The following is a 13,488-nucleotide window of genomic DNA, read 5'->3' on the forward strand; positions in this document are numbered from 1 at the left end:
TATTTCCACTAGCGCTACCGGCAATTAAGCCATTTAGGTCGACAACAAAATGGCCACTATAAAAAAACGGGCACCATGTTCACATGGTGCCCGTTCGCCAATGACTAAACAGCGTTACGGCTGATCGTGACCTACCGCTGCCTGTCCGTTGCGACTATCTCGCTCTTGGTCAGGATGGCGTTTACGATAGAGCCAGTCGGAAACCGTGGCAATCATGGCGTAGAAGCTGGGAATAAACAGGCTTCCCAGGGTTGCGACAGACGCCATACCCACTGCAACGGTGGTACCTATGTGGTGACTACTCACATCACTCGCGCCAGTAGCCAGTGCCAACGGCAGGGTGCCGAAGATAAAGGCAAGTGACGTCATCACAATAGGACGGAAGCGAAGCTCCGCAGCAGTAATCGCTGCTTCACGAATCGACTTACCCTGCTCTTTGCGCTGTAGCTCAGCAAACTCAACGATTAATATCGCGTTTTTGGCAGCCAAGCCGACCACCACCAACATCCCAATCTGTACGTACACACTGGTATCTAACCCTCGTAGCACAATGCCGCCGATCCCCCCTAGGAAAGCGAATGGCGTAGCCGTCAACACTGCGAGCGGTAGCGACCAGCTTTCGTACTGAGCCGCCAGGATTAAGAACACCATCAGGATACCAAACACGATGGCAAGTACAGCGGTATTGCCAAGGTTAGACTCTTGGTACGCTGTTCCTGTCCAGCCCATGCCCCAGTTTCTGCCTAACGTTTCCTGAACCACTTCTTCCATGGCTTCAATCGCCTGGGCAGAACTGTAGCCTGGAGCTGGGCTACCTTGGAACTGAGCACCTGCATAAACACCGAAGCGGGATACAACCGCCGGACCCGTTTGGCGTTCAAGCGTGACGAACTCGGAAAGCGGTATGCGATCGCCATTGCCACTACGCACATAAACGCTGCTGACATCATCCGGTGTTTTACGGAATTCATCTTCGTTCTGTAAGTAGACCTGGAAATTGCGGTTTTGGTAACTAAAGAAGTTAACAAACCCATTACCGAAGGTATTGGCAAGCGCTGAGTTGATATTCTCAAGCGCAACGCCATAACTGAGTGCTTTTTGCTGGTCAATCTCCGCACGGTAAGAAGGCACATTGACATTAAACGTCGTGAATACGCGACTTAATGCTGGGTGTTGGTTCGCTGCCTGCATAATTTGCAAGGACGCTTGATAAAGCTCACGCGTGGAAGCGCCCTCAAATGATTGCAAGTAGCCAGTGAAACCACCCGTTGTAGAAAGCCCCATTATCGGCGGCACGTTAAACGCCATCGCCGAACCACCATCAATACTCGCGCCCAGCTGCATAATACGGCCGACCAGCTCATTTGCTGTTAGCTCTCGCTCAGCCCAGGTTTTCATGTTGATAAACATGATGCCACGAGCGGTATTAACCGCGCTCGACAAAATGTCATAGCCTGCGACCGCAGAAGAGTACTCAACGCCAGGAATATCTTCTATCTGTGAACTAAGTTCAGCCATATAGGCTTGGGTTCGGCTAAGTGACGCGGCATCGGGCAATGAAACACTGACCAGTACGATACCTTGGTCAGTTTCAGGTACAAGCGTGGAAGGCGTATTCGCGTAGAGCCAGTAAGAACCAGCACCGACCGCCACGGTTAGCGCGAGCGCTAACACCCAGAAGCGCACCAGCTTTTTCACGAACCACATATACGCGGCGGTAAAACCAGCGAAGAAACGGTCAAATAGGCGCAGCGGCGTGGTAATCGCTCGCCGGAACGCAGACTGTTTCGTTTTATGCAGGTTATGCTTAATGAAGATAGCCGAGAGCGCGGGGGTAAAGGTCAGTGCCATTAGCGCTGAAAGCGCCACTGATATCGCCACGGTAATCGCAAACTGCTGATAAATTTGGCCGGTAAAACCACCCAGAAATGCCACCGGCACAAATACCGCCGCCATAATCAGCGACGTGGCAATAACCGGACCGCCCACTTCTTTCATCGCACGAATGGTCGCATCACGCACCGAAATATCATCTTCTTCGCTCAGTACCCGTTCGACGTTTTCAACCACCAGTATCGCGTCATCCACTACGATGCCTATCGACAGCACCAAGGCAAACAACGTGAGCAGGTTGATGGAGAAGCCAAACAAGTAGAAGCCTGCAAAGGTGCCGATAACCGACACCGGCACGACTGACATAGCAATGACTGTAAAACGCCAGTTCTGCAAGAAGATAAACAGAATAACGATAACGATCAGAAACGCTTCGATAAAGGTCTTTAATACGGTTTCTACAGAGGCATCAATAAACAACGTGGTGTCGTAAGGCGTTACATATTCAAGCCCTGGCGGGAAGCGCCCGGCAAGCTCTTCCATGGTAGTGCGTACCGCATCAGCGGTTTCCAACGCGTTGGCACCCGGCTGCTGGTTAATAATAATGGGCGTCATCGTGGCGCCGTTTAAACGAGCATCCACGCCATAAAACGACGCACCCAGCTCAATCCGCGCCACATCTTCTAAACGTAGCGAAGAGCCGTCTGGGTTGGTGCGCAGAAAGATATTGCGAAAATCATCGGTGCCCGACAAACGACCACCGGCGGTAATCGTGTAGGTATAAGCGCGCGGTTCGCTTTGTGGCGTTGCCGCTAAGTTACCCGCAGGGATCTCGGTATTCTGCGCGCGAATAGCGCTGGCCACTTCACTGGGCGTCAGGTCGTACTGAGCTAGCTTGTCGGGATCCATCCACACCCGCATCGCAAACTCACCGCCGCCTAACACTTCGGCATTACCTACACCGGGCACTTGGCGTAGCTCATCTAAGATATTTAGTGTGGCATAGTTCTGCATGTAGATCTTGCTGTAGTCACCGCTGGGTGACGTCAAGGCAACAAGCATCAAAATAGAGTCGGAGCGTAACTCGACCGTTACCCCTTGCGATTGTACCGCCTCGGGTAGCTGTGAAAGTGCGCCCTGCACTCGGTTGTTCACGTTGATGGTGTTGATGTCACCATCCGTACCGATATTAAAGGCGACACTCAGACTCATGGTGCCGTTATCAGCGCTGTTTGAGGTCATATACAACATGTCCTCAACACCATTGATGGCCTCAGCAAGTGGTGCTGCGACGGTCTGCGCCACTGTTTCAGCATCTGCCCCGGGGAACTGAGCCTGCACCGACACCGTGGGAGGTACAACGCTGGGATACTGCTCAATCGGCAATATTCGCATTGCCATCGTACCTACCAGCGTCAAGATAATCGCCAAAACGGTAGCGAAGATCGGTCGGCTGATAAAGAAGTTGGAAAAGTTCATTATTGCGCGCCCTCTTCCCCTTCTGCAGGCTGTGCGTCAGCCTCCCCTTCCTGCATTGCCTCTGCCTGCTCGGCTTCTTGCTGAGCCTCTTCCTGCTCTGCTTCTTCGACAATAGCGCCAGCGTTACCCTCAAACGGCTGAGGGTCAATTGCCCTGCCTGGCTCCAAACCAGCAGGATCACCAACAACAACGCGCTCGCCAGCAGAAAGGCCATCACGAATGATCTGCCATGGGCCAGCCACTTCTCCGAGCTGAACCGTACGCTCGCGAGCTTTATTGTCATCATCAACAATAAAGACTTGCGGTCCCATTAAACCCTGAGTAACGGCAATTTCTGGCACGGCCAACACATCAAAGCGCTTCAAGCCTTCAATACGAACCCGCACGAACTGACCAGGCAACACCGCGCCATCGGGGTTGGCAAACGTTGCTGACGCTTGCACCGTGCTGGTGCCGGTATCAACTCGGGAACCAAGAAAGTTCAGGCGGCCTTCAAGCTCTGTGTTATCGCCGTTAGTTTGCCCTGGCACACTCAACCGGGCGGTAATGTCTGATGCGCTCCCGCGCTCTCCCAGTTGACGACGCAGTTCAAAGGCATCCCGCTGGGGTAGCTGAAAACGTACTTCAAGGGGATCAAGCGGCGTGATAGTGGCCAGCTCAGTCCCTGGCGTCACTAAGTTACCTACATTTATTTGGCTTAAGCTGATCATGCCAGACACGGGAGCAGTGACGTTTGAATAGCCTAAATCAAGGTTAGCGCTGGTTAAGGCAGCTTCTGCTTGAGCTACACTGGCTTGGGCAACCCGCTGGTCAGCCAGTGCTTGATCATACTGCTGACGACTCACCGAGTTTTGGCTTAACAGCTGCTCAAAGCGCTGCGCATCGCGCTGGGCACGTGCCAACTCAGCGCGCGCACTTTGTAAGTCAGCCTCACGCTGATTAACCGTTGCTTGGTAGAGATCTGGCTCAATGGTATAGAGCTGATCACCCTGTTCTACCAATTGTCCAGGCTCAAAATGGCGCTCTTCCAGGAACCCGTTTACCCGCGCCACCAACGTGACTTCACTATCGCTGCGCAGCAGCGACGGATACGATTTATCTAGCGGAATATCCTGACGTGCAATTTCAGCAACTTCTACCGCATAAGGCGGCGCTTCCTGCTGACCAGCCTGCTGTTCCTGAGGCTGCTCCTGACCGCATGCGGCTAGCGCCAGTGCAGCTATCAGCGTCACTAGACTCGCTCGACCTGAGTGAATCGTCTTCTTCATACATCGGTTTCCCATTCTTCTTTTCAACATTGACGGATAGCAGCACAGCGCTCGATTGATTTAACGTGTTAGAAAACGAACGTTTTGCTAACTTATGCACCTGGCGTGGGCGGCGCGCCAATCTCCATAGCCCGCTGGTAGGTGTCAGGGCTACCACCCTCAGGCAGCGTGAAATTCACCTGATCGCCCGTTAGCCATGCATTGACTTCTTCGATCGCCTCAACGTCCAGCAAACCAGCCTGTTGACGCAATGACAGTAAGTTCACTACGTAGTCGTAGCGTGCCTCTGCGTAGTTAGCAATGGCGTTATAAAGGTTCTGTTCAGCGTTTAGCACATCAACAATATTACGCGTGCCTACTTCATAACCAGCGCGAGTTGCTTCAAGGGCGCTGCGGTTAGAAACGATTGCCTGTTGGCGAGCTTCAACGGTCTCGACATTATTGCTGACTTGAGTATAGAGCGAGCGGACCTGCTGGATAGTAGTACGGCGCTGGGACTCAAAATCGTACTGGCTACTTTCAAGCAGGAAGGTCCCTTGGCGGATACGAGCACTGGTGCTGCCACCCGTATAAATAGGCAAGTTCGCTGAAACGCCCACCTGGCTTGACGTGTCGTAACCACTGACCTGATCTCTATCACTATCTGCGTATTGATAGTTAGCGAACGCCTGCACTGTGGGCATGCGTCCTGCACGCGCAAGCTCAACGCCTACGCGAGAAAGCTCAATGCCTGCCTGCTGGGCCAGCACCTGCGGGTTACGTTCAATGGCTTGCTCTACCCAGTAATTGCGATCCGAAGGCGTTGGCAAGGCAATCGGCATTGCGTCGCCCAAGGCATCAATACTGGCGTAACGCTGCCCTGTTAGCTGTTCAAGCACTTCAAATGCCACCTGAAGATTACTTTCTGCAGCGATACGATCCGCACGAGATTGATCAAAACTCGCCCGCGCTTCTTCAACCTCAGTAATCGCAATGAGACCAACTTCAAACTGCTCTCGCGCTTGTTCAAGCTGGCGACCAATCGCACGCTCTTGGGCTAAGCGCGCCTCTAACACTTCATGGGCACGTAAAATATCGAAATATGCGCTGGCAACGTCAATCAGCAACTGCTGTTCAGTGGCAGCCAAGAGATACACTTGTTGATCAATCTGACGCTCAGCCTGATTCACTTCCTGACGCGCCACTTCGTTAAAGAGCGCTTGCGTCGCTTCAAGGCTTAACGACACCGTGTTGAATCGATCGTCACTGCCTCCCACCCCTGCTGTACCAGCACTCTGTTCGGCTCCCTGCCCTGCACTCCTCGCGAAGGACTGGCTTTCATACTGCTGATTATGAACAACGTTTCCAGAGGCATTTACCTGGGGCAACAATGCTCCACTTGCCACGTCACTTGCCGCTTCAACACTTGAAAACTCAGCACGTGCCGACGCCAAGGCAGCATTATTATTAAGCGCGTCGCGGGTGATATTGATTAGATCTGCCGCGTGAGCTGGCAGCATGAAAGATGATGTAAGGACTGCTAATAGCAGGGGACGAAAAGGGGCATTGACTGCCCAGTGTGCCAGTCGCATGGGATTGCCTCTAGGTGTCAACGTAGGGTGGCGAGTCGGATAGCCATTCTAAAAGATGGCATTATAGTTACATTCATGTATGTATGCTAGGCTTGAACTTAACCTAAATGTGTGGACAGTGTTACTTATAAATAGCCGCACTGCACAAGACTCTCTTTTACCTTAGTTCAAAGCGCACTGAGCTGGCAGTTTTTTAGCACGACCTTTAACAGGCCCAACAGCTGAACCATCAGTGCCACTGTGAACGGTAATCACAAGCTGTTTGAAGTGCTTCCATATTACTCTTCAAAAGCCTCCAGCACTGCCACACAACGTTCAACGGCGCTGCGATAGCCGGAACCAAACATCAACAGATGATTAAGCAACGGATAAAGCTGGAAAAGCGCTTCTCGTCTTGGCCAGTCGATTGGCTTATTGCCGTCCCAGTAAGCATCAAAAAAAGGTGTGCCTGGCGATCCAAATAGAGTCAGCATAGCCACATCAACATCGGAATAATGGCGATAAACAGAAGGGTCGATCAGTGCCGGCCCTCTTGTGGTCGTCAGCACATTGCCCGCCCATAGGTCCCCATGAATAAGGCTGGCAGGCGAATCTGGCAACCATGTTTCTAATTGGCCTGCTTGGTGTTCCACACGGCTGCGCAAGGCCTCATCCAGCAGCCCCTTCTGATAGCAGGCTTGACTAAGAGGCAGTAAACGTCGTTCGCGCTGAAACGCACGACCATCTGACAATGGGGCGTTGGGCTGGGGCGTACGCCCACAGGCATTGTCCTGATGCCGGGCATCACCTATCACTCCATGCAACTCACGTAGCTCCTCGCCCAAAGCGATGCTACTCTGGGTGTTTGCAGGTTTGGTATCGAGCGACTCTATCACCAGCCACCCCATTGACTCACCTAGCACCTCAGGGATCACTAATGAAGTGCCCGCCCCCTTGAGCGTGCGAAGCCCTTCGGCTTCACCAAGTAATCGCGCAGGGTTATCGTGTTTGATAATGACTTGCCCCTGGCGAGTCATTAAGGCGTAAACAGCAGCTATGTCACCACCACTGAGTGGCTGAAGCTTATCAGTGGGGATTAATCCCAGCGTATCCAGCAAGTTACTCAGATTGTTATCCATAACGCTCACTCTGAACCGTTGACGTAGCGATCATTCGCTTAGCTTTTTCCTACTCACTTCTAGATGCTTAGTTTTTAGATACTTAGTTTTTAGATACTCTATTTCTAACCAACCTGTTTCTAACTATTCTGTTTCTGTAAGCTATTCTTTGTTTGTTTTTATACACTTTGAACGTTACAAGGTCGTACCGCTGCTGGGCAATCCCTCTGGCTAGGTGATCATTCTGAAAGCAGCGTTACCTTGCCTGCGCTAATTTTGGAGCCTGATTACTATGTACAAGCTGGCTTTTTTTGTTCCCGTTGAAGATGCCGAGAGTGTTAAAGAAGCGGTGTTTGAAACAGGCGCTGGGCGAATTGGTGATTACGAGGCCTGCTGTTTTCAAACCCGCGGCATCGGGCAGTTTCGTCCGCTAGAAGGCGCAGAGCCACACCTAGGCAAAGTGGGCACGCTTGAAACTGTTGAAGAGGTAAAGGTGGAGCTTGTCTGCCAAGATGAGCACATTCAGGCCGCCATTGCCGCTTTGAAATTAGCCCACCCCTATGAAGAGGTGGCCTATGATGTTTGGCAATTAGCCGATCTGTAATTCAGCGATGCCCTGCATTAAAAGAGCTTAGGCACTAAAAGAGCTTAGGCACTGCCAAAATAACGCTCCCTGTCTTCAGGGGTAATTGCGCTGATGTGTAGCGGGTAGTGGGCGCTTTTTCGATCTTCATAAAAGTGCTGCAGCGTGCGCTCAATCGTGGGAAAGGCAAGTTCATCCCAGGGGATCTCATGCTCTTCAAACAGGGCGACCTCTAGGCTTTCAGGGCCCGCGCTAAAACCACCCAGAAGCTCTGCACGGAAAATCATATACACTTGATTGATATGAGGTAGATCAATGAGCGTGTATAACCCTTCCAGCTTGACCTCTGCAAAGGCCTCTTCCCAGGTCTCTCTTGCGGCGGCCTGCTGAGTGGTTTCGGCATTTTCCATATAGCCCGCTGGAAGTGTCCAGTACCCTTTACGAGGAGAAATCGCCCGCTTACACAACAATATTTTATCGCCAATTACCGGCAACGTACCCGCCACAATACGTGGATTTTGATAATGAATAGCGCCACAGGCATCGCATAAATAGCGTGAACGGTCATCGCCTTCAGGAACAGCAAAACGGACTTTTTCACCACACTGACTACAAAAATTCATCGCGTTTTCTCTACGGCTGATGGGGTAAGGCTTTGACGTACTTGACGTCAAACACCGCTGCTGGGTAAAAGAGAACAAAGCAAAGGGAAACCCTATGTTAGAGAAACTGCGCAAACAGCTGCAACAGCACTCTCCTCAACGGCTAGACCACGTTGTAATGCCCGAGGCTGCCGTGCTAATGCCGATTGTTGAGCGACCTTCGCCCACGCTGCTATTTACACGGCGGGCTAGCCATCTAAGCACTCACAGTGGCCAAGTGGCGTTTCCCGGTGGCAAACGCGAGGCCTGTGATGCCGATCTCTACGCCACGGCACTTCGCGAGGCAGAAGAAGAGATTGCGCTAGCGCCCTCCTTTGTACAACCCTTGGGAAGGTTATCAGATGTTATTTCACTACATGGCATCCGCGTCACGCCGTGGGTAGGTATTATTCCGCCAGATTTACCGCTGGTAGCAGACCCCTCAGAACTAGACACTATTTTTGAAGTGCCACTCAGCCATTTTTTAGACGACAGGCGCACCCACACCGATGTGATTACAGTAGACGGGGTTGCCCACTATGTGCCCAGCTACCACGTGGATGGCTACGTGATTTGGGGGCTTTCTGCCATGATGCTGGTAGAACTGCTGGCAGAAGGTTTTGGTATGGCTATTGATCTCTACCAGCGCCCGCCAGGAGCGTTACGTCACTATCCTGAGAGAAGCAGTCGCCTACCCAAAGCAACTCGCATGCCAACGAAGAGAACCATGAAATGATTGCCTCTGCAGCGCCAAACTCCTTACCCAATAGCAATAGTAATAGCCCACCAGCGATCAATCCTATCGCCCATGTTGCGCTGGTGGATGCGCTTGTTGAGCACGGTTGGTACGTGGGTAAAAACGTGATAGACCTCGATCTTTGCCAAGCGCTGCACCGTGAGCTGCACCATATGGCTGAACACGACGTGCTTGCCGAGGCAGGCATTGGTCGTGGCAAAGAACATCTCCTTCGCAAAGATATTCGTGGCGATGCCATTCACTGGTTGGATAGAGAAAGCGAAGCCCAACGCCGCTACCTTGATGCCATGGCAGAACTCCAGCAATCCCTCAATCAGGCGCTTTTCCTGGGGTTATTTGAGTACGAGGCTCACTTTGCCCATTACCCCCCAGGCGCATTTTATCAACGCCATGTCGATAGCTTTCGTGGGCGAGCTAACCGAGTTATTTCAACCGTCGGTTACTTGAACCCTCAGTGGCCATTAGATGGTGGCGGAGAGATGGTCATTTATCACCCTGATGCCCCCTCTCAGGAAGTCGCCCGCGTGGTGCCCGAAGCCGGCACGTTCGCCTGTTTTTTATCCGAAACCATTCCTCACGAGGTAGTGCCCACGCAGCATCCACGTGCCAGTATTGCTGGCTGGTTTAGGCGCAACGCCTCGCTGGGTGGCGTGCTCGACCCGGCGCACTGACACGCGATGAGCACCGTTAACGAAGCCACATTAAGTGCCAGGATCAAGGCGCTAGAAGCACAAAATGCAGCGCTGGAAGAAGAGAAACGTCATTATCAGTGGCTGGCAGAAAGTACCACTGACTTGATATCTCGCCATGCCCGCGACGGTACGTTTTTATATGCCTCTCAAGCAGCGCGCGACTTACTAGGGTACGAGCCAGAAGAACTGATTGGCGTGTCAGCCTATCAGCTGTTTCATCCCGCTGATTTAAGTGATCTATTAAACAAATCACCCCGGGTCTACTATCACGACGGTTTTTATCAGCAAACGTATCGGTTTCGGGCCAAAGCAGGCCACTACATCTGGTTTGAAACTACCAGTCGAACCCGCCGAGACACTGCCACAGGCGAGTTGATTGATATTTTATGTGTGTCGCGGGATGTGAGTCGCCGCGTCCATGCCGAAGCCACCAGAGAGCGTTTAGCGCAAGTGGTCGAATCCACCACTGACTACGTGCTTTTTTTAGGACCTAACCAACATATTTTTAGCGCCAACGAAGCCGCCCGGCGCTGTTTCTCACTCCCACGTGATGCCATGCAAGTTGCCCTGGCAGCGCTCTACCATGCTGACTCGCTGGCTCTTTTAGAGCAAGTCGTCTTCCCAGCCGTTGAACGCTATGGTTCCTGGAGTGGCGAACTAGAAATGCTGAGTGCAAACGGGACAGTGCCGGTACTTAGTGTTGTGCTTACCCATCGCAGCCGCGGGGCAGAACCTGGGCACTTTGCGCTGATTAACCGCGATATTAGCGTGCGTAAAGCGGCCGAATCCCAGGCACGTCGGCACCAAGAACAAATTGCCCATGCCAATCGATTAGCCGCTGCCGGAGAGCTTGCGTCTAATATTGCCCATGAGCTCAATCAGCCCTTAGGGGCCATCGCCAACTATACCAGCGGCGCCCTGCTGAAAGCTAAGCATACGCCCAATCTGCCCGCCAGCGAGCTACAGTTGCCTCTGGCCCGCATTGATGAGCAAGTACAACGCCTTGCCCAGCGACTCCGACATATGCGCAGCTTTGTGCGTAAACGCAGCCACTGCGTCAGGCCCCTGGCACTTGAACATGTTATTAACGCCGCTTTTCAACTGTGCAACTGGCAATATCAACAGGCTTCTATTCAACTTACCCAACAATTACCCCTTGGGTTGCCACGTATTTATGCGGACCCTATTGCCCTTGAGCAAGTTATCGTTAACCTATTACTCAATGCACTCACCGCTAGCCGTGACGTTTCTGGTGCTGACAGAGTCATCGTTGCTGCGCAAAAAAGCGGTAATCGGCAGCTTACCCTTAGCGTTAAAGACCTGGGCCCAGGCGTCGCGCCAGCCCATCAAGGGTCAATTTTTGATGCCTTTTTCACCACCCGCGATGAAGGGTTGGGAATGGGTTTAGCGATTAGTCGTTCACTCATGGAAAGCATGGGGGGTGCCCTTACTCTGCGCCCTCAGCAAAGCTCGAAAGGCGCATGCTTTGACATAATACTTCGTACAGAAACAACATGAACGCGCCATCGGTGCATCACCAGGAACCAATGATGACTAGCAGTGTTGAACATAAATCCATCGCCACTATTGCGGTTGTTGATGATGATCAGGCACTGCGTGAATCGCTGGTTTGGCTGCTCGAATCAGTTGGTTTAACCGCTCAAGCATTTCATGATGGCGAGCAATTTCTAGCTAGCCAGCATGATGAATTAGGCGCACTACTGCTTGATGTTCGCATGCCGGGAATGAGTGGACTGCAAGTGCAACAGCAGTTGGTGGATCAAGGCACTACCCTGCCGGTCATTATGATGACGGGGCATGGCGATGTCCCTATGGCGGTGGCTGCACTGAAAAACGGCGCGTTTGATTTTATCGAAAAGCCGTTTAATCACCAGCAGCTGATTGACAGCGTACAGCAAGCATTAGGCAGCGCTCATCAACAGCAACGCGCTAAGCAACAGCTCGCCCTGTTGCGAACACGCTACCAATCTCTACGCCCAAAAGAGCAACGCATTGTGATTCACGTGGCAGAAGGAATGACCAGTCGTGAAATTGCCGAGCATATGCAGATTAGCGGCAAAACCGTCGAAGTCTATCGGCTAAGAGCGATGAAGGCCATGCACGCTGCAAATTTAGCAGAGCTCGTTCGACAAGCGGTGGCGCTAGAACTCGTTTCTCCGCTCAGCGCCACTTATTTTGATAGCAAGGCCTAACTAAGCGGAACAAGTTGGCCATTGGCTTTTTCCAGCACATTACGCACTTGTTCGTAATCCATGCTGTGCTCATCACCCTCATGGGCCTCAATTAGGCTAACCACTTCCAATAGCGTGTCCATGCCAAAGCTCTGCTCATCCGTGGGCGAAAAAGCTTGTACATAGGCATTACCGTCACTTCCCCAACCCACCTTAACGGGCGTGTCGATAATATTCACCTGTGTGCCAACTGGAACACGCCAGAACACAGATTCAATGTCTTCTGGGTGCATACGAATACATCCCCGGCTAGCGCGCATACCAATACCGTCAGGCTGATTAGTGCCGTGGATTAGGTAACCAGGTATATCCAGCAAAATGGCGTATTGCCCTAATGGATTATCCTCACCTGGTGGAACAACCGATGGCGCAGGATCACCGCGTTCCGCGGCTTCTCGGCGAATAGATTCAGGTGGATACCATGCAGGATTTTCTAAACGCATGGTAGTTTTAGTAATGCCTAGCGGCGTATTGAATGCATCGCGGCCGATGCCAATAGGATAGGTTTCTACCCGTGGCTCTTTACCCTCTTCCACTTCTGGATAGTAATAAAGGCGTAGCTCGGCGACATTAATTACAATGCCAGTACGCGGCTCATCCGGCAAAATATATTGGCCGGGGATTGTCACTTCAGTACCCTCGCCAGGAACCCAAATACTGGTATCAGGGTTAGCCATGCGAATTTCTTCATAACCAACGTTATGCTCACGGGCAATATCGAGCAGGGTATCCTCTTTTTTCGCCATAACGGTATACATCTCACCCACCATATTACCCTCATCGGGGAGAGAAAAATGGCCTTTGGGTAACTCACTCTCACTGGCAACAGCACTGGATGCAAACAGCCAAGCGCCGAGGGCTACACTGCTAGCCCACAATTTTTTAACCTGCCGAAGCGTTTGATATCGCGTGATAAGCGTCATGGGATTTCCTTTTTTATATAACCCCAAGGCACTCTCTCCTGTAGGGCAAGGTGGCTAAGAATATGGACAAGGGGTCTCATTGGGTCAACTCGACAGACTGTCGCAGCAATCTCAATGCCTACGACAATCTCAACGACCACTATCATCTCAACGCCCACTATAAGTGCGCGTATCGTTGTATGTGATTTTAACGTTTATCAATAAAACTAACACGTCCTGGTTTAACGCTGACGAGCTTTTGAGTTGATATTAATTAAGAGTTCTTCATTCCCATTGCAATACAGTGCACAGCACCTACCTTTATAAGTGCCTGCATACAGCAATCAGCAATATGCAGGGCTTACTCATCACCAACAGGAATAGTAGCGCCACCCGACAAAAGGAACCTACCG

General features: G+C 51.8%; 11 protein-coding genes. 5 read left to right on the plus strand and 6 right to left on the minus strand.

The window, feature by feature from the left end; translation table 11 throughout:
• Window positions 1–114: 114 nt before the first annotated feature.
• The 4 genes from M0220_RS02875 to M0220_RS02890 form a co-directional block, all read right to left on the minus strand.
• Window positions 115–3,312 (minus strand): efflux RND transporter permease subunit, encoded by a 3,198-nt coding sequence (locus tag M0220_RS02875; RefSeq protein ID WP_264018611.1) that lies wholly within the window; start codon window positions 3,310–3,312, stop codon window positions 115–117.
• Entirely contained in the window at window positions 3,312–4,580 is a 1,269-nt protein-coding gene (locus M0220_RS02880; protein ID WP_264018612.1) for an efflux RND transporter periplasmic adaptor subunit, read from the minus strand. The genes M0220_RS02875 and M0220_RS02880 overlap by 1 nt, the downstream gene beginning before the upstream one ends.
• A gap of 92 nt (window positions 4,581–4,672) precedes the next feature.
• Entirely contained in the window at window positions 4,673–6,151 is a 1,479-nt protein-coding gene (locus M0220_RS02885) for a TolC family outer membrane protein (protein ID WP_264018613.1), read from the minus strand.
• A gap of 278 nt (window positions 6,152–6,429) precedes the next feature.
• On the minus strand, window positions 6,430–7,269 hold the full coding sequence (locus tag M0220_RS02890) for a fructosamine kinase family protein (RefSeq protein ID WP_264018614.1): 840 nt from the start codon (window positions 7,267–7,269) through the stop codon (window positions 6,430–6,432).
• Window positions 7,270–7,540: 271 nt separating this feature from the next.
• Here M0220_RS02890 and M0220_RS02895 point away from each other — a divergent pair, with 271 nt between their 5' ends.
• Window positions 7,541–7,852 carry an NGG1p interacting factor NIF3 gene (locus tag M0220_RS02895; RefSeq protein WP_264018615.1) on the plus strand — a complete coding sequence of 104 codons (312 nt, stop codon included), beginning with the start codon at window positions 7,541–7,543 and terminating at the stop codon, window positions 7,850–7,852.
• 44 nt (window positions 7,853–7,896) lie between these two features.
• On the opposite strand, the gene M0220_RS02900 is transcribed toward M0220_RS02895, so the two are convergent.
• Entirely contained in the window at window positions 7,897–8,454 is a 558-nt protein-coding gene (locus tag M0220_RS02900; protein ID WP_030070109.1) for an NUDIX hydrolase, read from the minus strand.
• A 94-nt stretch (window positions 8,455–8,548) separates the two neighbouring features.
• Here M0220_RS02900 and M0220_RS02905 point away from each other — a divergent pair, with 94 nt between their 5' ends.
• From M0220_RS02905 to M0220_RS02920, 4 genes are read left to right on the plus strand one after another with little or no spacing between them, the layout of a single operon-like run.
• Window positions 8,549–9,208, plus strand: a complete 660-nt coding sequence (locus tag M0220_RS02905; protein WP_030070108.1) for a CoA pyrophosphatase — start codon at window positions 8,549–8,551, stop codon at window positions 9,206–9,208.
• A complete protein-coding gene (locus tag M0220_RS02910; RefSeq protein WP_264018616.1) occupies window positions 9,205–9,900 on the plus strand; it encodes a 2OG-Fe(II) oxygenase in 696 nt (231 codons plus the stop codon). Before M0220_RS02905 ends, M0220_RS02910 begins: the two co-directional genes overlap by 4 nt.
• Window positions 9,901–9,906: 6 nt before the next feature.
• On the plus strand, window positions 9,907–11,439 hold the full coding sequence (locus tag M0220_RS02915; protein WP_264018617.1) for a PAS domain-containing sensor histidine kinase: 1,533 nt from the start codon (window positions 9,907–9,909) through the stop codon (window positions 11,437–11,439).
• Entirely contained in the window at window positions 11,436–12,134 is a 699-nt protein-coding gene (locus tag M0220_RS02920) for a response regulator transcription factor (protein ID WP_264018618.1), read from the plus strand. Before M0220_RS02915 ends, M0220_RS02920 begins: the two co-directional genes overlap by 4 nt.
• On the opposite strand, the gene M0220_RS02925 is transcribed toward M0220_RS02920, so the two are convergent.
• Window positions 12,131–13,096, minus strand: a complete 966-nt coding sequence (locus M0220_RS02925) for a L,D-transpeptidase family protein (RefSeq protein ID WP_264018619.1) — start codon at window positions 13,094–13,096, stop codon at window positions 12,131–12,133. The genes M0220_RS02920 and M0220_RS02925 overlap by 4 nt on opposite strands.
• Window positions 13,097–13,488 lie beyond the last annotated feature (392 nt).

This window comes from Halomonas qinghailakensis, from assembly GCF_025820815.1.
Classification (GTDB): domain Bacteria; phylum Pseudomonadota; class Gammaproteobacteria; order Pseudomonadales; family Halomonadaceae; genus Vreelandella; species Vreelandella qaidamensis.